This is a genomic window from Rhodoluna miladensis (SeqCode) (assembly GCF_965234705.1).
In the GTDB taxonomy this organism is placed as follows: domain Bacteria; phylum Actinomycetota; class Actinomycetes; order Actinomycetales; family Microbacteriaceae; genus Rhodoluna; species Rhodoluna miladensis.
The window spans coordinates 206685-225335 of the sequence record NZ_OZ248465.1 but is presented as its reverse complement, the minus strand read 5'-3'; the positions used below and the strand labels follow the sequence as shown (position 1 = coordinate 225335).

Sequence of the window (18651 nt, the reverse complement as noted above, 5' to 3'; positions counted from 1 at the left end):
TTTTTCCTAGCGAGTGCCGTAGTTGGGAGCCTCGATGGTCATTTGAACATCGTGAGGGTGAGACTCCTTGAGTCCTGCTGCTGTGATGCGAACAAACTTGCCCTTGAGCTGTAACTCAGCAATGGTTTCGCCTCCGACGTAGCCCATCGAAGCACGAAGGCCCCCAATGAGCTGATGAGTGACAGATGCTACCGATCCGCGGTAAGGAACTCTTCCTTCGATTCCTTCAGGAACTAGCTTGTCTTCGCGCAGCACATCGTCCTGGAAGTAGCGGTCCTTGGAGTAGCTTTTGGCCTCGCCGCGGGACTGCATAGCTCCAAGGGAGCCCATGCCTCGGTAGGTCTTGTACTGCTTGCCGCCTACGAAAGTGATCTCCCCTGGAGCTTCGTCGGTGCCGGCCAATAGCGAGCCAAGCATCACGGCGTTGGCACCGGCAACTAGGGCCTTTGGAATATCTCCCGAGTACTGCAATCCGCCGTCGGCGATGATTGGAACCCCGGCTGGTTTGCAAGCAAGGCTTGCCTGGTAGACAGCGGTGATTTGTGGAACGCCGACACCTGCTACAACTCGAGTGGTGCAAATAGACCCAGGACCTACTCCAACCTTCACGCCATCTGCTCCAGCATCAACTAGTGCTTGGGCACCTTCGCGAGTTGCGATGTTGCCGCCGATGACATCGACGTTTTTTGCGAATGGTTCTGCCTTTAGCTTTGCAACCATTTCCAAAACTGCTTTGTTGTGACCGTGAGCGGTGTCAACCACCAAGATATCTACGCCAGCATCTACCAGAGCCATCGATCTTTCCCAAGCGTCTTGGCCAACGCCAACTGCAGCTGCAACAAGTAGGCGACCGCTGGAATCTTTCGATGCCAGCGGATACTTCTCGCTCTTGTCAAAATCCTTCACGGTGATTAGTCCGCGAAGTTTTCCTGCATCATCAACTAGTGGAAGTTTTTCAATTCGGTGCTGAGCAAAAATGGCAATTGCGTTTTCGGGTCTGATGCCAACCGGTGCTGTGATCAGCGGCATCGGGGTCATAACGTCTTTGACCAGGGTGGTGGTTCTTTGAACATCGAGAACAAACCGCATATCGCGGTTTGTCACAATTCCAAGAAGCAGTCCATCTTCATCAATAACCGGAAGACCCGAGACTCGGAAGGTTCGACATAGATCGTCGACTTCTTGAATGGTGGCAAGGGGTCCGATGGTTACCGGGTGGGTGATCATTCCAGCCTCAGACCTCTTTACTAGGTCAACCTGGGCAGCCTGATTCTCCAGGGAGAGGTTTCTGTGAAGGACTCCGATACCGCCCTGGCGAGCCATGGCGATGGCCAATCTGGCCTCGGTGACGGTATCCATGGCTGAAGACAGCAGTGGGATGTTGATTTCTACCCTTTTTGTGAGCTTTGTGCGGGTTGAAACCTGAGATGGGACCACATTGGATTCCCCTGGCAAAAGCAGGACATCGTCGTAGGTCAGGCCCACTAGTCCAAAGGGGTCGGTCTGAGCCATGATTTGAGCCTGCCTTGATGCTTATAAAGAGGTAAAGACTAAGTCTAGGTTTTTAAGACTACTAAAGACAGTGGTAATGTTGGAAAAACCTTGGAAAGACAAGGTTTGCAAGCGATGGGCACCGATGCCTAGAAATGACCTGGAGGCACTGTGACCCTCTCAAAAAGCCAAACCGGTTCCAAGTACTGGATTCAAATTGGTCTTCTGACGACCGTTTTGACCCTTATCTTTGGCGGCCTGTTCTCAACCAGTGCTCTAGCCGACGAGGTAGGCGCAGATCTTCCTTACAAAGTCGTGGGAAACGTTAAGAACGAGGGAGAGCCTCTTGAAGGCGTTCGCATAGTTGTTGCCGGAGGCGGCTACACAGCCGAAACAGTAACCGACGCTGACGGTAAGTGGCTTATTGGTGTTCCAGAAAAAGCTGCCTACAGCGTGACCCTGGACCAGACCACCTTGCCTTCCGGCATTGCGGTTATGGAAGAAGGCGGAGCTGAGCAGTCAGTAGAAGTTGGTCAGTCGGGATCGGTTACCAAAAACTTCTTCATCGGCGAAGGTGAGCGAATCGTAGTTAGCCTGTTTGATCAGGTGGTGGCTCGAGTCATTTACGGTCTCAACTTCGGTCTAATGTTGGGTCTTGCCGCCGTGGGGCTATCCCTGGTATTTGGAACAACTGGACTATCAAACTTTGCCCACGCCGAAATGGTGACCTTCGGTGCGATCGCAGCATTTTTCTTGGGTGGCGTTCTTGGACTTCCAATCTGGATTGCAATCCCGGCGGCGGTCTTGGTAAGTAGCCTCATGGGCTGGGGTCTGGACTCTGGTTTGTGGCGACCGCTTCGAAGAAGAGGCTTGGGACTAGTCCAGCTGATGATCGTATCGATTGGTCTATCTCTGGCAGTTAGATACATTTTCCAATTCTTGGTTGGTGGAGGAACTACTCAGCTACCAGGGTTTGATTCTCCAAAGATCAAACTTTTTGGAGCAACCTCTCTGAGCATTATCGACATGGCCAGCATGGTGCTGAGCCTGGTAGTTATCATCGGCTTTGCTTGGTGGCTCATGAACACCCAAACTGGTAAAGCAACCCGCGCGATCTCAGACAATCCTGATCTAGCAGCAGCTTCTGGAATCGACGTGGATGGAGTTATCCGAACTGTTTGGATCGTAGCCGCCGGTCTTGCAGGTCTTGCCGGAGTGCTCTGGGCGTACTTCCGACCAGGCATCAAGTGGGATATGGGCGCCCAGATTCTGCTACTTATCTTTGCCGCGGTGACCCTAGGAGGCCTGGGAACCGCATTCGGAGCTCTTCTTGGCTCACTAGTGGTTGGCCTGCTGGTTGAAGTTTCCAGCCTTGTGATCCCAGCGGATCTAAAGTACGTAGGAGCCCTGGTCGTTTTGATCGTGATCCTGCTTGTCAGACCACAGGGAATCCTGGGTCGAAAAGAACGAATAGGTTAGGGGAGAGCTATGGATTGGTTAGCAATTCTCAACAACACCGCTCAGGGTATTTTGAGCCCTGCGACGATGGCGTTTGCACTTGCAGCTCTAGGACTTGCGATGCACTTCGGATTCGCGGGTCTGTTGAACTTTGGTATCGCCGGATTTATGGCAGTTGGTGCCTACGGCTACGCAATTTCTATCCTCACCTTCGGTTTTGAGTGGTGGCAGGGAATTCTGGTAAGCCTCTCGGCCTCGGTGGTGTTTGCGTTGATCCTTGGTATCCCGACTCTTAGACTTCGCGGTGACTACCTGGCGATTGTGACAATTGCCGCAGCCGAGATTCTGAGGCTGCTGTTCCTAACCACTGCTTTCGATGACATCACTGGAAGCGCTGATGGTCTATCCGGTTACCACAACAGCTTCCGTGCATCTAACCCGTTCCCGGAAGGCGACTACGGATTTGGTCCATGGACATACAACAACGTTGAGCTTTGGGTTCTTATCCTGGGGCTCATCACTTTGATTGTCTGTGCTGGAATTTTGTACCTGTTGATGAAGAGCCCTTGGGGTCGAGTCATCAAGGGTATCCGCGAGGACGAGGACGCAGTTCGAGCTTTAGGTAAGAACGTCTTCGCATACAAGATGCAGGCTCTGATCATCGGAGGAGTATTTGGTGCGCTGGGAGGCGTTGTCTACGCTCTTCCATCATCGATCAACCCTGGTGTCTATGTCACCTCGTTGACTTTCTTCGTATGGACCGCGCTGCTACTTGGTGGCGCAGCGACCATCTTTGGTCCGGTTCTTGGAGCGATCATCTTCTGGGTGCTGCAGGCATTCTTATCAAACGTCTTGCCACAGCTTGTCTCGAGTGGACTACTGCCATTTATTAGCAGCATCCAGGCTTCAACCATCAGGTTCATCCTGGTGGGAGTGGGTCTGATGCTGCTGGTTATCTACCGCCCCCAGGGAATCCTTGGAGACAAGAAGGAGCTGACCTTTGTCAAGTAGCGAAAAGGCATCGGGCAACACCCCGACCAAATCAACCGGTCTACACATAGGCGAGATTCGTCCAGGTGTAGCCAAGGTCGATCCAATTGTCACGATGGACGGGATTTCCCGTCGCTTCGGAGGACTAACCGCAGTTGATGTTGAGCACCTAGAGATTCCAAGAGGCGCTATCACCGCTCTTATTGGTCCAAACGGTGCTGGTAAGACAACTTTGTTCAACTTGCTAACTGGCTTTGACAAGCCAGACACTGGGAACTGGAGCTTCGCTGGCAAATCCCTTGCCGGCATTCCAGCATTCAAAGTTGCCCAGATGGGTCAGGTCCGCACTTTCCAGCTGACCAAAGCCCTTAGCCTGCTAACCGTTTTAGAGAACATGAAGCTTGGCTCTAAGGAGCAAAAGGGCGAGAGCCTTTTGTATGCGGTGTTCCCTTTCCTTTGGAAGGCCAAGGAAGTCGAAATCGAAGCTAAGGCTATGGAGCTACTAAAGCGCTTCAAGCTAGATGCCAAAAGAGATGACTTTGCAGCCAGCCTTTCTGGTGGACAAAGAAAGCTTCTTGAAATGGCCAGGGCTTTGATGACTGATCCAGTTCTTGTGATGCTCGATGAGCCAATGGCTGGAGTAAACCCAGCACTTACCCAATCTCTGCTCGAGCACGTGCTTGGGCTAAAGAAAGAGGGCATGACGGTGTTGTTCGTAGAGCACGACATGCACATGGTTAGACACATCGCCGACTGGGTGGTCGTAATGGCCGAAGGTAAGGTCGTTGCTGAAGGTCCACCGGAGCAGGTTATGAAAAACCCCGCCGTGATCGACGCTTACTTGGGATCCCACCAGGACACCGATCTTGGAACCGTCACCGGTCGAATCACAATTCCAAAGGGAAAGAAGTAAGCCATGGCCAGCACACCAGTTATTGAAACCAAGGACTTGGTTGCCGGCTACCTGCCGGGAGTCAACATCTTGAACGGTGCCAACTTCTTTGCCAACCAGGGCGAGCTTGTGGGAATCATCGGACCTAACGGTGCCGGTAAGTCCACACTTTTGAAAGCAATCTTTGGACTTGTAAAGGTGCGCGAGGGCAACATCATGTTGAACGGCGAATCGATCTCTAACCTAAAGGCCAACCAGTTGGTTGCCCGCGGAATCGGTTTTGTTCCTCAGAACAACAACGTCTTTCCTTCTCTAACAATCGAAGAGAACCTGCAAATGGGGCTATTCCAGAACCCAAAGAGCTACCCAGAGCGTCTTGAGTTTGTCACCAGCATCTTTGCTGAATTGGGCAAGCGTCTCAAGCAGCGCGCTGGATCGCTTTCCGGTGGTGAGCGCCAAATGGTTGCAATGAGCCGAGCTCTAATGATGGATCCAAAAGTATTGCTACTCGATGAGCCATCGGCTGGTCTATCCCCAGTTCGTCAGGACGAGGCATTTATTCGAGTATCTGAGATCAACAAGTCCGGTGTGACCACCATCATGGTCGAGCAAAACGCTCGCCGTTGCCTTCAGATCTCAGACCGCGCCTATGTCTTGGATCAAGGTAAGGATGCCGTTGTTGGAACCGGACGCGAATTACTAAATGACCCGAAGGTCATCGGCCTATACCTAGGAACCTTGGGCGAATAGAAAAATCAAGCCATAAAAAACCCCCGGGATTGCTCCCGGGGGTTTTTCTATCAGTTATGAATTACTTAACTGCGGTGTATGTGTTGTCGTCACCGTAGATAGAGATAAGGATGTTACCCTGTGTTGGGTCTCCGAACTCATCGAAAGTAACTGGGCTTGAAACACCATCGTAGTCAGCGACGCCGCCGCCGTTGATGATGTCAGCACACTCAGCAAAGCTGGTGCACTTGGTGCCCGAACCGGAACCTCCAGAAACTTCCTGAAGCTTTCCAGCCATGTCAGCTCCTTCTACTGATCCAGCAGCTAGAGCTGCAAGAGCTAGTAGAACAACAGCGTCGTATGACTCAGGACCGTATAGGAATACGTCATCAAGTGACGCGTTTCCTTCGGCAACCCAGTTCTCTTCCATTCTGTTTAGGAAGTCACGGATTGTGTCTGGGTCAAGACCTGGAGCAGTACCCTTAGCACCGGCTAGGGTGCCTGGCTCGAAGTCCTCAGAGTAGTTGGCTAGGTTTCCGTCAACCATGTATAGGTTCTCTGCAGGGAACTGGCTAACTAGCGCAGGAATGATTGTCTTGGCTTCGTCGAAGCTGATAAGAACAATCGCGTCTGGGCTGGTTGCTAGAACTTCCGAGATCTGCGCGCTGAAGTTAGTGTCTCCAGCGTTGAATGTCGGTGCAGCTAGAACTTCTCCACCGGCAGCTTCGAATGAAGCCTGGGTAGCGTCGCGAAGACCAGTTCCGTATGCATCGTTAAGAACGATCATTGCGATCTTCTCGTGACCGTCAGCAGCCATTAGGTTACCAAGAACCTCGCCCTGTAGAAGGTCAGAAGGTGCTGTACGGAAGTAAAGTCCCTTGTCGTCGTAAGTTGTCAAGGTAGGTGAGGTGTTTGCTGGTGAGAACTGTAGTACTCCAGCGCCAACAACCTGGTCGATAAACGCAAGTGAGGTACCGGATGATGCAGCTCCAACAATCGCCTTCACTCCAGCGTTTAGTAGACGAGGAATCTCAGTTTCGTAGGCCTTGTTGTCAAGGTCTCCTGAGTCTCCCCACTCAACTTCAACCTGGATTCCCTTGTTAGCTTCGTTGATGTCCTTGATAGCAAGGGCAACACCAGCTTCTTCAGGTGGGCCAAGGAAGGCGAGGCTACCGGTCTGCGGAAGTGCAGTACCGATCTTTAGTGTCAAGTCGCCACCTGCAGAGCCACCATCGGTGGCTGCGCAGCCAGAAAGAACTAGAGCAGCAGCAGCTAGTGTTGCAACTGCAGCAGCGGTCTTTCTGTTACGACGAGAGAATGAAAATGAGCTCATTTTTCTCCTTAATTAATGGATTTGGAGACCATGCCAAAAATCACAGGTCTCACACCCTCAACTATAGTTTGAAGGTTTCCAAATGCACCCTGTAGACTCGGGGACCGTAGGCCCACAGCCAAGGCAAGGGCAAGGAATTCGCACTTTTTATCCAAAAAGAGGCCCTATTTCGCAGTAAATAGGTCCATTTTTCGCGGATTCCGAAGATAAACGGCCTAGTTCCTTCCATGGTAACAATTGGGTTTCGGAATTGGCATGTGTCGGGCCTTAGGCCACCGGGGCCACCAACCGGGATCGATTCCTAAGCTGCCTCAAGGCATCAAAGGAAAGTATCGACAGCGCAAACCAGACCATGGCAAAACCGAGCCATCTGGCCGCTGGCATTGGCTCCTGGAAAACAAGCAGCCCGAGCAGGAACTGCAAAGTCGGGGTCAGGTACTGCATGAAGCCAATGTAACTAAGCGGGACACGCTTCGCGGCTGCTCCAAAGAGCAATAGAGGTATCGCGGTTAGCACTCCGTAGGCAGCAAGTCCAAGAGATGGAGCTAGACCTGCGTAGCCAAACTGGATCTGCATCATTCCGGCCAAAACCACCAGCTGAACTATTCCTAGTGGAAGCAGCAGTGTGGTCTCAACTGTGAAGCTACTCAGCGCAGAAACGTTTCCGCCCAGTCGGTTTTTAGCAAGTCCGTAGATTCCAAAAGAAAGAGCGAGTGTGAGTGCAATCACTGGCGGCTGACCGTAATTGAAAGTGAGAATCAAAACCGCTACCCCGCCGAGTCCAACTGCAACCCACTGCAGCACATTTAGTTTCTCTTTTAGGAAAATGGTTGCGAGCGCAATTGTCACAAGCGGGTTTATAAAGTAGCCAAGCGATGCTTCAAGCACATGATTATCTGCAACAGCATAAACGTAAACTTGCCAGTTGATATAAATCACAACAGCAGCAAGTGAAATCCAAAGCAGTTGCTTGGGCTGTTTGAAAACCGAGAGATACTCGGAAAACTTTCTAGTCACTAAAATCACTGCGAGTCCAAATGCGAATCCAAAGATTACTCGCCACACCACAATCTCAAATGGGTCGGCAAAAGAAAGCATCGCAATGACCAGTGGGAAGCTACCCCAGATCAGGTAGGCCGAAAGACCGTAGCCAATTCCTTTAGTCTTTTCGTTCACAAACCCAATCTAGGGGTTAAAGCTAAAACCCCAAGCCGGTTAGGGCTTGGGGGTTATCAAAGCTGATTTATTTCTTGGTGACGATAGCTAGTACATCGCGAGCTGAAAGTACTAGGTACTCCTCGCCGTTGTACTTAAGCTCGGTGCCGCCATACTTCGAGAAGATAACCATGTCGCCAACTGATACGTCAACCGGGATGCGGGTTCCTTTGTCGTCAACGCGACCTGGACCAACAGCGATAACCTCGGCCTCCTGAGGCTTCTCCTGAGCGGTGTCAGGAATTACAAGACCTGAGGATGTAACCTGCTCGGCAGCCATTGGACGGACAACAATACGATCTTCAAGCGGCTTGATTGAAACCGACATTATGACCTCTTCTTTAGATAAGTTTTGGATGATTAGCAATCTCGAGGTGAGAGTGCTAACTAGAACATTAGCACGGCCTACGGCCTCTAGCCAAGGGGCCCTGGTTGGTAGCCTCTAACAATGGAGCGCGAAGACTTTGTAAAGCTGGCAGGAAGCGCCGGTCAGGCGCTTTTGGCCCAGATTGACTACTCCTCAACCACCGATGTTTTGGCCCTGGTGGCTAAGCTCCGATCCGATGGCCACGACCCAGCCACTGTGGCTGCGGTGCTAACCCAGGCCAAACTGCGCAAGCGGGGCCAGTCCAAATTCGGAGAATTTGCCTCCCAAATGCTCTTTACCGAGGCAGGGCTTGAGCAAGCCTCCAGGCTGAAAGTTGCCGCCTTACACGCTGGCCGCTTCCGAGCTGCCGGCATCAAAGAAGTTGCCGACCTTGGCTGTGGCATCGGGGCCGAGTCGATGGCCATGGCTTCGTTAGGGATCAACGTCCACGCCTTCGAAGTTGATGAGGTCACGGCCGCTGTAGCAACGTACAACTTGGCCCCATTTGAAAATGCAACGGTCGAAATCGCAAATGTTGAGCAACTTGATCTGTCAAAGTTTGAAGCCTTGTTTTTTGACCCGGCAAGGAGAGAGCTTCACGGAGCCAAAAAATCCAGTACCCAGCGACATTTTGATCCCGCTAACTATTCCCCTAACTACAACTTCTGCATCGAGCAAGCCAAGACCAAACCAACGGGAATCAAACTCGGACCCGGTCACGACAGAAAACAAATCCCAGAAGGCGCCGAGGCGCAGTGGGTGTCGGTTGATGGCGATCTAGTTGAGATGAGTTTGTGGTTTGGAAAACTAGCTCGCGAAAATATCGCGCGCTCTGCACTTCTAATTGATGCCAAGGGCCAACATGAAATCACTTCAAGTGAAATTGATAGCCCAAATGCGGAACTTGGTGAACTAGGTGCTTACGTTTACGAGCCAGATAACTCTCTGATTCGATCAAGACTGATTTCAGATTTCGCGCTGCCTTTGGGCCTTACGCTAATTGCTCCTGAGATTGCATACCTGAGCTCAAACAATTTGATTTCGTCCCCGTGGCTCAAGGGATACAAGGTAATCGATAACTTGGTTTTTGATCGCAAGAAGCTAAAGGCTTACGTTCGCGAAAACAACATCGGCATTCTTGAAATCAAAAAACGTGGAAGTGATATTTCGCCTGAAGAGCTGCGGAAGCAATTGGCCCCCAAGGGTGAAGGCGCCGCCACTCTGATTGTTACCAGAGTGGGCGACGCCCACCGAGTGCTAGTTGCTCAACCTATTAGCAACTAAACGTTTTTAGTCCATCCAACCCATGCGGTACATGCCCATGTCATCCATGCCGTACTTACCTCTTAGGTAGGCTCCGGCAACTGCCAGGGCGATGCTTCCCAAAACCCAAAGTGCGATAGTGACGTAGCCGATGATGGTTCCGGCCAGAGCTAGTCCACGACCTGATTCCCCAGATTTCTTGATCTGGGTTAGGGCCACGTGACCTGTGATGATTGCTGCAACTGCTCCGATGGAAGTTAGCGCCGAGGCGATTGAAACAACCGCCAGGGTGTTCAGGGAGGTGAAATCGAACTTTTTGGTCTTGTTATCTGCCATTTTCGGCTCCTTCTTATTGGAATTACCTAGCTTTAGTTGACCACGGCTGGCTGTGTAAACAGTGAGCTGAACCTGCTAGCTAGCTGTGAAAGCCAATCGCCAAGCTTGGGGCGGGAAACAAAGGAAAACGAGCATAATTAGAGCTTCAAGACCCCAACCTAAGTTCCAGGAGAAGCGTTTGTCTTCGATTCAAGGCCAAGTCCAAGTTCTAGACCCAATCGGGCTTCACGCTCGCCCTGCCAGCCAGATAGTAAAGCTGGTCAAAGAATCCGGGCTTGAAATAACCATTGGAAGATCAGGCCAGGAGTTCGCCAAGGCCAATTCGGCCCTTCGCCTGATGGCCCTGAAGATTTCAACCGGTGAAACCCTAACCGTTGAGATTCCAACCACTGACCAGGCTTTGGCCGATGGCCTGATTTCTCAAATTCAAGAATTTCTAAAGGGCGAATAACTTGCCTTCGCAGCCGGGCGCAATTCTCAAAGGACTTGGGGTCGGATTAGTCTCCGCCGTAGGCGATGTGTTGGTTGTAAAGCAATCCAAGCCACTTCCGGAATGGACACGCTCCACCAAATCAAAAGACGCAGAGATTGCCGAGCTGAAATCAGCGATTGAATTTGTTAGCAACCATCTCGATGAGCTTGGCCAAAAAGCTGGCGGGACTTCGGCAGAAATCTTCGAAGCGCTAAAAATGCTTATCGAAGACGAAGAGCTGATGGAAGTTGCAACCGCAAACATCAACAATGGCTGGGGTGCTGCAGCGGCCATTGGCAAAGCAGTCGATGAGTTTGCAGAACTTTTGGGGGGCGATCCAACATTCGATGAACGAGTTGCAGATTTCCAAGATCTTTCCAAAAGAGTTCAGGCAAGAATTGCCGGAATTGAAATGGCGTTATCGATTCCTGAAAAAGGGAGAATCGTCTTAGTCGGTGAGGATTTCTCACCAGCCGATACCGCACAGTTCACCGAGGCGGTTGTTGGCGTCATAACTCTCAAGGGTGGACCTACTTCTCACACCGCAATCATCTGCAGATCAAAATCAATTGCGGCTGTGGTGTCTTGTCCCGATGCAGCTTCTCTTGAAACAGGCGACCGAGTTCTAGTTGACCCAGTGGGCGATCGAGTTTTGGTAAGCGACGATCAATCTCTTGCCACCAAGTCACTTGAGTTTGTGGCGATAAACTCCGAGCCACTGATTCCCGTTCGGGCAAACATCGGAACACTAGAAGATGCCAAGGCAGCTAGCGAAACTAGGGCCAACGGAGTTGGCCTATTTCGAACTGAGCTTTTATATCTTTCGGCGAAGACCCAGCCGACGCTTGAGCAGCAGGTTGCCAGCTACACCGAGATCCTAAAAGCTGCCCCCGCCGGCCCGATTGTGGTTCGCACCATCGACGCCGGCAGTGATAAGCCGGTGCCGTTCTTGAATATGCCTTCCGAGGAGAACCCTTCTCTTGGAGTGCGCGGCTACCGCCTGATAACCGAGCACCGCGACTTTATTGAAGGCCAGCTCAAAGCCCTGGAAAGTGCCAGGGTTGCCTCCGGTCGCGAAGTTTGGGTGATGGCCCCGATGATTGCAACGGCTGAAGAGGCCAAAGCCTTTGCCGATCTAGCCCGCTCAATTGGCGGCTACAAAGTCGGAATCATGGTCGAAACCCCTTCTATCGCCCTGATCGTTGACCAGCTTGAAGGGGTGCTGGATTTTGTCTCGGTTGGCACCAATGACCTTTCTCAGTACCTGTTTGCCGCCGATCGCATGAACCCTGCGCTGGGTGCTCTTCTAAACCACTGGCAGCCAGCACTTATCAAATCCCTAGCCCGAATTGCATCGGGTGCCAAGGCAGCCGGAATTTCTTCTGGGGTCTGTGGCGAAAGCGCTTCCGATCCAGCATTTGCTGTGGTGCTTGCAGGTCTTGGAATGGATTCGGTCAGCGTTTCAAAATCTCAGGTCACTGCAGTTCACAATGCATTGTCATCACTCTCACTTGCCGACGCCAAAGAAGTTGCGAATGCTGTCCTAAAAGAAACCACTGCCGAGGCTGCTAAGGCAACCGCGCTACGTGAAATCGCAAACAGGTAACTTATGGAATTATCCAACTGGTTAATTTACTTTCTGGCAGTTCTTGGTCTTACCTTTACTCCTGGCCCTAATGGATTACTTGCCCTAACCCACGGTGCGATTTACGGAACTAGAAAAACCATCGCAACTATTGTTGGTGGCTCGGTTGGATTTGCAACCGTGATCGGTTTATCACTTTTTGGAATCGGTGCGCTGCTTGCAGCCTCAGCGCAACTATTGATTGTTATGAAATTTGTCGGTGGAGCATATCTAATTTGGTTGGGTATCCAGGTTTGGAGATCTCCTTCAATCGGAGAAACTAAAGCGGCTGTGCCCAAAGATGTTTCTAGTCTTTTGCTTTTTCGACAGGGACTACTTGCAGCTCTTACCAACCCGAAGGGCATTTTGTTTTTCGTGGCTTTCTTGCCACAATTTATTGACCCGAAGATTTCACTGCTCACTCAGTTTGTTTGGATGGCGCTGACTTTTGTTGTGATTGAGTTTTTGTATGAGCTGGCGGTAGCTTCTGCCGCAAATAAGATCAAGCCATTTTTGGCCAAGTTTGGAAAGAAAGTAAACCGCGTCTTTGGCGGCATCTTTATTGCAATCGGTATAGCGCTACCGCTAAGGGGCTAAACCGGAAGGGTTGAATAAACCCCGAAATCCAACATGCTTGGGGCTTCCCCGGCCATAATCTTCTGGGCTCCCAGGGACGCAATCATCGCCCCGTTATCGGTGCACAGGCTAAAAGCTGGAATTCGTAGCTCGATGCCAGCTTCTTGGCACCTGGCTTTTGCCACCTCCCGAAGCCTTGAATTGGCAACCACTCCACCGCCCAGAATTAGCCTTGGAACGTTGTTGTCCTGGCAGGCGTTGATGGCCTTGGTTACTAGGACATCGACCACGGCCTCCCGGAAGGACGCTGCAACATCGGTAATGGAGACCTGCTCGCCCTTGGATTCGGCAAGTTCAACGTGTCTGGCAACGGCTGTTTTTAGTCCAGAGAAGCTGAAGTTGTAGCGATGCTTTTCCTGATCTTTTGGCAAAGTAAGTCCCCTTGGGAACCTGATGGCTTTGGCATCGCCATTTTGGGCGGCCTTGTCGATTTCTGGTCCGCCTGGATAGCTCAGCCCTAGCACTCGAGCAATTTTGTCGAAAGCTTCGCCAGCAGCGTCGTCGATTGTTTCTCCAAGTAATTCAACATCGTTTAGTAGATCGCGAACCAAAAGCAACGAGGTATGTCCACCGCTTACCAAAAGTGCCACGGTCGGAGTTTCCAATTTGCCGCGCTCGAGAATATCTACTGCAACGTGTGCCACGAGGTGGTTCACTGCATAGATTGGTTTGTCAATCGCCACCGCTAGTGCCTTAGCTGCACCAACACCAACCATTAGAGCACCGGCAAGACCTGGTCCATTCGTGACTGCAACTGCGTCAATTTCTTTAACTGAAATTCCAGCCGTATCAAGAGCTTTTTGCAAAGTGGCCTCGAGTGCCTCAAGATGTGCCCTGGCGGCAATCTCTGGAACCACACCTCCGAATCTGGCATGCTGATCCATTGAAGAAGAAATCACATTAGCTAGCAGTGTTGTGCCACGGACAATTCCAATTCCGGTTTCATCGCAACTTGTTTCAATTCCTAAAACAACTGGCTCACTTTTCACATCTGTCGGAATTGTAAGACGCATCACAATTGCTGCAACCCCATCGGGCTGGTAGTACGTCTCGCGTCTATCAATTTTTTCAAAGCCCAGCTGCTCATAAAGTTTTCGCGGGGCTGGCTTATCTTCGCGAACCTCTAGGTAGATTTCCGTAGCTGTTAGCTTGGAGGCTTGTTCGATAAGTGCCTGCATAAGCTGCCGACCAATTCCGGCTCGGCGATGCGAATCACTTACCGCGATGGTTTGAACATCCGCCGATGACGAGCTTGCCACCTTGCTCAAGCCGGCGTAGCCCAGGATTTTCTCGTCTTGGTGGGCAACCAAATAATAGGTATGCGGGGCCATAAGCTCAGCCCGCATCGTCGGTCTTGACCACGAATCGTTGCCGAAACTGGCCTTTTCAAGCTCCATAATCGCCGCCAAGTCAGCCTCGGTAGCCAGGCGTATTAGATGGCTCATCCGCTTACCTTCTTACCCTTGGCAGGAACAGCGTCTGGGGCACGCAAGTAGTTGGCAACCACCGAGGTGTTTGCGGTGCCTTCTGCTAGCTGGGCTAAGCCTAAAAGACCCAGGTTCGCGGCACTGACCTGAGTGTTTGCAAGCAGGTAGCTATGCCCTTCTGCCTTTAGCTGCACTTCTAGCTCAGCCTGCTTTTTTACTCCTGGGCCCAAAAGGGTCTTTGGAACACCTGCTGGAGTTTTGCCCTTGTAAAGACCAAAGAAAACTTCTGATCGTCTGGCGTCGGTCAAAACTAACGTTGGCTCATCTAGAGAATTAGCAAACGCAATTGCGTCCAAAGATCCGACTCCATAAATTGGTGCGGAGATACCCTCGGCAAACATCTTGGCAGCAGCAATTCCAACTCGAAGACCAGTGAATGGCCCTGGTCCAACACCAACCGCAACTGCTGTCACATCAGAAGATTTCTTCTTTGCAGCTTCAAGGCCTTGTTGAATTTGAATTCCGATTTGCTCGGCGTGCTGCATGGAATTGGCATCGTACGATTCGCTAGCAACCACCCCATCAACCAAAACGGCAACTGCAGTTCCGGCGCTTGTGTCAATTGCAAGTAGCACCTGAGTCATTTAGTCTCCCCCAAAAATTGCGCGGGGTTTGCGAATCTTCCAGAACCGGTAATGCTCAAAGTGCGAAGGTCAGTTTCCAAATCGCGCTCGATGTTTATCTCCAGCAACGACTCACTCAAGCCCTCGGCAAAGCCGCGTCCCCATTCGATTACCGAAATGCTTCCGGCGTAGTCAATATCTAAATCGTCTAACTCTGCAGCTGAAGATAATCTGTAGGCATCGATGTGATGAAAAGGTGCTCCAGATTTAGTCGTGTGAGTGCGCGCAATCAAAAAAGTCGGCGATGAGACATTGCCCTCGGCCATAACGCCTTCACCGATGCCTCGAGTAAGGGTAGTCTTTCCTGCTCCAAGCGGGCCATTGAGGGACAGCAAGTCTCCTGCAATCAGCAATGATCCGAGGCGAAGCCCCAACTCGTGCATCTGGTCTTCGGTCGGAATCTCAATTACTAGCGGGGCGGTTTGACCGCTCACTTGAATACCCGCTTAGCCCGTCCGCCAATTCGAGTGACAATCTCGTAATTAATAGTCTCGGCCGCAAGTGCCAGCTCCTCAGCGGTTGGCTCCCCCTTGGCCCCGTTGCCAAAGATTACCACCTCGTCGCCTACTTTGACTGGGTCACTTCCAACATCCAGGATGAACTGGTCCATCGCGATGCGGGCAAGAATTGGGTACCTTTTTCCATTTAGCAAGACGCTGGCTCGACCGGTAGCGATTCGAGGCATGCCTTCGGCGTAGCCAAATGGCACAAGTGCCAAAGTGCTCGGGCCTGATGTTTTGTGAAGGTAGCCATAACTAACTCCATGACCTGCCGGCACTTGTTTTACCGAAACTACTTCTGAGCTCACTCTCATGGCAGGCACAAGTGAATAATCTGCTGCCTTGAGATGAGGTGTTGGATCTAAACCGTAGAGCGCAATACCCACGCGTACCATATCCAGGTGTGCTTGGCTTTGATTCAAAGTTGCGGCTGATGCGGCTAAGTGGCGCAGCTGAAATTGTGCTCCGAGAGATTCGGCCTGGGATACGGCTTGTTCGAAAACTGCAAGTTGATCGGCGTCATCTTTTGCACTGGTTCCCGAAAGGTGACTAAAGACGCCAACTAGTTCAACTAGGCCTTCGTTTTTTAGCTCTACCGCTTTTGCAACAACGGTTGGCCAATCACTTAGCGCTGCACCGTTTCGACCAAGTCCGGTGTCAACTTTTAGGTGAACTTTGGCCGTTCCAGAAACTTGACGCGCCGAAACTGCAACCGCTTCTAAGCCTGCAACGGTGGATAGGCCAATCTGGATATCGTTTTTGATGGCTGCTGCAAAATCAGTTTCTGAACCATGTAGCCAAGCAAGAATCGGGGACTTGATTCCAGCAGCACGCATTTCCTGCGCCTCTTCTAGATCTGCGGTTGCCAGCATGTCAACGCCAATCGATTCCAACTTTTTTGAAACTTCGATGATGCCGTGTCCGAATGCGTCGGCTTTAACAATTGCCATAACCTTGGCGCTGGTTAGGGACTTTAGGGTTTTGTAATTCGAAGCGATTACTTCAAGATCCACCGAGATATTGCGCATTAGCTACCCTCGGCAATCACGTAGGCGATAGCCATCTGACCGTCGTGGCTCAAAGACAGGTGCAAATTGGCAATTCCCTTGCCAGAAACTGTTTGCTCGCTCTGGCCAGAAAGCACAAAGCTAGGCTTTCCGAATTCGTCTTTTACAATCTGAACTTCCTGGAAAGACAAGCCCTGGGCTTTGCCGACAGCTTTCATTAGAGCTTCTTTAGCTGCAAAGCGTGCAGCCAGTGAATAGCTGTTGAGTGATTTCTCACCCTCGGTGAAAAGTCTGTCTTTGAGCTTTGGAGTGTTTGCAATCGCCGTTTCGAATCTGGCGACATCGACTAAGTCGACCCCGATTCCAACAATCATTACTCGACCGTGACCGACTTAGCCAAGTTGCGAGGCTGATCAACATCCAAGCCCTTAGCGTTGGCAAGTTCCATGGCAAATGCCTGCAATGGAATAACGGTTAGCACCGGTGCCATCAGCCAGTTGGTTGCAGGAACAAACCAAACGTTCTCGGCATACTTCGAGGCCTCTTTGTCGCCAACTTCGGCAATTGCAATAACTGTTGCTCCACGAGCCTTGATCTCTTGAATGTTGGAGATAACTTTCGGGTGTAGTGGGTCATTTGGCGAAGGCAAGATGACGATCACCGGCTGGTCTTGTTCGATTAGAGCAATTGGTCCATGCTTTAGCTCTCCAGCTGCGAAACCTTCGGCGTGGATGTACGCAAGCTCTTTGAGCTTGAGTGCACCCTCCATTGCAACCGGGAACCCAACGTTTCTTCCCAGGAACAAAACGGTCTTGGCATTCGACATCTTCTTTGCCAGTGCACTCACCTGATCTAAGGAAGCAAGTACTTCGGTGACCTTGGCCGGGAGCTTGAGTAGCTCTTTACCAAGTTCAGATAGTTCAGAAGCTGGCATGGATTTTCTGCCCGTTGCGAGAAATAGTGCCAGCAGATAAACGGCAGTCATTTGAGCAGTGAGTGCCTTGGTGGATGCAACCGCAACTTCAGGACCGGCGTGGGTGTAAACAACGGCATCAGATTCGCGAGCCAGTGTCGCACCCTGGGTGTTGCAGATGGCCATTACTTTGGCACCTTGTTCTTTGGCGTAGCGAGTGGCCATAAGAGTGTCCATGGTTTCACCGGACTGGCTGATGGCAACAATCAAAGTGTTGGGGGTCAGAATTGGATCCCGATAACGGAACTCATGAGCTAGCTCAACCGAGACCGGAATCTTTGCCCACTTCTCGATGGCATACTTGGCAATTTCACCTGCGTAGCTTGCGGTGCCACATGCCACCACAATAATTCGGTCGATTGCCATTAGCTCTTTGGCGTCGAGTCCATCAATTTCGGGAAGGGTCACCCTTCCTTCGGAGTTGATGCGTCCCATGAGTGTGTCGGCAACAGCTTGCGGCTGATCGGAAATTTCTTTAGCCATAAATGATGGCCAGCCGCCCTTGGAGGCTTGAGATGCGTCCCAGTCGATTGTGAATTCCTTGGAGTCAACTTTGTGTCCATCAAAACCTTGAATCTCAACACCGCTTGGGCGAAGAATTACAATCTCGTCTTGACCGACAGAAATTGCTCTTTTGGTGTGCTCAACAAAAGCCGCGACGTCAGAGCCGAGGAAGTTCTCTCCCTCACCGAGTCCAATAACTAAAGGTGCGTTCTTGCGAGCAGCCAGAATCAGATCCGGGAAGTCTTCGTGAATTACAAGAATGGTAAATGCTCCGTGCAAGCGGTTTACAACCTTGCCGAAGGCGGACACTAGATCTTTAGACGCTTCATACTCTTTAGCAATCAGGTGAGCTGCAACTTCGGAGTCAGTTTCGCTGGCAAATGAGGTTCCGGCATCCAGTAGTTCCTGCTTGAGCTCGGAGAAGTTCTCGATGATGCCGTTATGAATAAGGGCAAGTTTGCTTGATGGTCCACCAAGATGAGGGTGGGCGTTTTGATCGGTCGGCGCACCGTGGGTTGCCCAACGGGTGTGACCAATTCCGATTCTTGAATCGGCTATTGGGTGAGCTTTGATGTCGGCAACTAGGTTGTCGAGTTTTCCGGCTTTTTTACGTGTGGCCAGCTGGCCTTGACTGATAACTGAGATGCCCGCTGAGTCGTAGCCTCGATACTCTAGACGACGCAAACCACCCAAGAGAACTTCCTGGGTTGATTTAGGTCCTACGTAGCCAACGATTCCGCACACCCTACTA

19 protein-coding genes are annotated in these 18651 nt (G+C 51.3%); 8 read left to right on the top strand and 11 right to left on the bottom strand.

Going from position 1 to position 18651, the window contains the following annotated elements:
• Positions 1-6 precede the first annotated feature (6 nt).
• Complete coding sequence (gene guaB, locus AC8GDC_RS01140) at positions 7-1512, bottom strand: IMP dehydrogenase (RefSeq protein WP_506558055.1); 1506 nt, start codon at positions 1510-1512, stop codon at positions 7-9.
• Positions 1513-1662: 150 nt separating this feature from the next.
• Here guaB and AC8GDC_RS01135 point away from each other — a divergent pair, with 150 nt between their 5' ends.
• The 4 genes from AC8GDC_RS01135 to AC8GDC_RS01120 are packed head-to-tail and all read left to right on the top strand — an operon-like array spanning position 1663 to position 5581.
• On the top strand, positions 1663-2970 hold the full coding sequence (locus AC8GDC_RS01135) for a branched-chain amino acid ABC transporter permease (protein ID WP_506558054.1): 1308 nt from the start codon (positions 1663-1665) through the stop codon (positions 2968-2970).
• Positions 2971-2979: 9 nt separating this feature from the next.
• Positions 2980-3960 (top strand): branched-chain amino acid ABC transporter permease, encoded by a 981-nt coding sequence (locus AC8GDC_RS01130; RefSeq protein ID WP_506558053.1) that lies wholly within the window; start codon positions 2980-2982, stop codon positions 3958-3960.
• The gene (locus tag AC8GDC_RS01125) at positions 3950-4852 is read left to right on the top strand and encodes an ABC transporter ATP-binding protein (RefSeq protein ID WP_506558052.1); all 903 of its coding nucleotides are present in this window, start codon (positions 3950-3952) and stop codon (positions 4850-4852) included. The genes AC8GDC_RS01130 and AC8GDC_RS01125 overlap by 11 nt, the downstream gene beginning before the upstream one ends.
• 3 nt (positions 4853-4855) lie before the next feature.
• A complete protein-coding gene (locus AC8GDC_RS01120; RefSeq protein ID WP_506558051.1) occupies positions 4856-5581 on the top strand; it encodes an ABC transporter ATP-binding protein in 726 nt (241 codons plus the stop codon).
• Between the two features lie 61 nt (positions 5582-5642).
• Here AC8GDC_RS01120 and AC8GDC_RS01115 read toward each other — a convergent pair whose 3' ends face one another.
• The 3 genes from AC8GDC_RS01115 to groES form a co-directional block, all read right to left on the bottom strand.
• A complete protein-coding gene (locus AC8GDC_RS01115; RefSeq protein WP_506558050.1) occupies positions 5643-6893 on the bottom strand; it encodes an ABC transporter substrate-binding protein in 1251 nt (416 codons plus the stop codon).
• 267 nt (positions 6894-7160) lie between these two features.
• The gene (gene rarD, locus AC8GDC_RS01110) at positions 7161-8069 is read right to left on the bottom strand and encodes an EamA family transporter RarD (protein ID WP_506558049.1); all 909 of its coding nucleotides are present in this window, start codon (positions 8067-8069) and stop codon (positions 7161-7163) included.
• Positions 8070-8136: 67 nt separating this feature from the next.
• On the bottom strand, positions 8137-8436 hold the full coding sequence (groES, locus tag AC8GDC_RS01105; RefSeq protein WP_506558048.1) for a co-chaperone GroES: 300 nt from the start codon (positions 8434-8436) through the stop codon (positions 8137-8139).
• Between the two features lie 120 nt (positions 8437-8556).
• Here groES and AC8GDC_RS01100 point away from each other — a divergent pair, with 120 nt between their 5' ends.
• Positions 8557-9759 (top strand): class I SAM-dependent methyltransferase, encoded by a 1203-nt coding sequence (locus tag AC8GDC_RS01100; protein ID WP_506558047.1) that lies wholly within the window; start codon positions 8557-8559, stop codon positions 9757-9759.
• Positions 9760-9765: 6 nt separating this feature from the next.
• Here AC8GDC_RS01100 and AC8GDC_RS01095 read toward each other — a convergent pair whose 3' ends face one another.
• On the bottom strand, positions 9766-10074 hold the full coding sequence (locus AC8GDC_RS01095; protein ID WP_506558046.1) for a DUF4190 domain-containing protein: 309 nt from the start codon (positions 10072-10074) through the stop codon (positions 9766-9768).
• Positions 10075-10252: 178 nt separating this feature from the next.
• On the opposite strand from AC8GDC_RS01095, the gene AC8GDC_RS01090 reads away from it, so the two are divergent.
• From AC8GDC_RS01090 to AC8GDC_RS01080, 3 genes are read left to right on the top strand one after another with little or no spacing between them, the layout of a single operon-like run.
• On the top strand, positions 10253-10525 hold the full coding sequence (locus AC8GDC_RS01090) for an HPr family phosphocarrier protein (protein WP_506558045.1): 273 nt from the start codon (positions 10253-10255) through the stop codon (positions 10523-10525).
• A gap of 1 nt (position 10526) precedes the next feature.
• Positions 10527-12152 carry a phosphoenolpyruvate--protein phosphotransferase gene (ptsP, locus tag AC8GDC_RS01085; protein ID WP_506558044.1) on the top strand — a complete coding sequence of 542 codons (1626 nt, stop codon included), beginning with the start codon at positions 10527-10529 and terminating at the stop codon, positions 12150-12152.
• 3 nt (positions 12153-12155) lie between these two features.
• Positions 12156-12767: a LysE family translocator gene (locus tag AC8GDC_RS01080; RefSeq protein WP_506558043.1), complete on the top strand. Its 612-nt coding sequence runs from the start codon at positions 12156-12158 to the stop codon at positions 12765-12767.
• Here AC8GDC_RS01080 and tsaD read toward each other — a convergent pair.
• The 6 genes from tsaD to glmS are packed head-to-tail and all read right to left on the bottom strand — an operon-like array spanning position 12764 to position 18644.
• Positions 12764-14251 carry a tRNA (adenosine(37)-N6)-threonylcarbamoyltransferase complex transferase subunit TsaD gene (gene tsaD / locus AC8GDC_RS01075; RefSeq protein WP_506558042.1) on the bottom strand — a complete coding sequence of 496 codons (1488 nt, stop codon included), beginning with the start codon at positions 14249-14251 and terminating at the stop codon, positions 12764-12766. The two genes, AC8GDC_RS01080 and tsaD, sit on opposite strands and share 4 nt — an antisense overlap.
• Complete coding sequence (gene tsaB / locus AC8GDC_RS01070; RefSeq protein ID WP_506558041.1) at positions 14248-14877, bottom strand: tRNA (adenosine(37)-N6)-threonylcarbamoyltransferase complex dimerization subunit type 1 TsaB; 630 nt, start codon at positions 14875-14877, stop codon at positions 14248-14250. The genes tsaD and tsaB overlap by 4 nt, the downstream gene beginning before the upstream one ends.
• On the bottom strand, positions 14874-15350 hold the full coding sequence (tsaE, locus tag AC8GDC_RS01065) for a tRNA (adenosine(37)-N6)-threonylcarbamoyltransferase complex ATPase subunit type 1 TsaE (protein WP_506558040.1): 477 nt from the start codon (positions 15348-15350) through the stop codon (positions 14874-14876). The genes tsaB and tsaE overlap by 4 nt, the downstream gene beginning before the upstream one ends.
• Entirely contained in the window at positions 15347-16444 is a 1098-nt protein-coding gene (gene alr / locus AC8GDC_RS01060) for an alanine racemase (protein WP_506558039.1), read from the bottom strand. The genes tsaE and alr overlap by 4 nt, the downstream gene beginning before the upstream one ends.
• On the bottom strand, positions 16444-16797 hold the full coding sequence (locus tag AC8GDC_RS01055) for a holo-ACP synthase (RefSeq protein ID WP_506558038.1): 354 nt from the start codon (positions 16795-16797) through the stop codon (positions 16444-16446). The genes alr and AC8GDC_RS01055 overlap by 1 nt, the downstream gene beginning before the upstream one ends.
• Positions 16797-18644 carry a glutamine--fructose-6-phosphate transaminase (isomerizing) gene (gene glmS, locus AC8GDC_RS01050; RefSeq protein ID WP_506558037.1) on the bottom strand — a complete coding sequence of 616 codons (1848 nt, stop codon included), beginning with the start codon at positions 18642-18644 and terminating at the stop codon, positions 16797-16799. Before glmS ends, AC8GDC_RS01055 begins: the two co-directional genes overlap by 1 nt.
• Between the last annotated feature and the right edge of the window lie 7 nt (positions 18645-18651).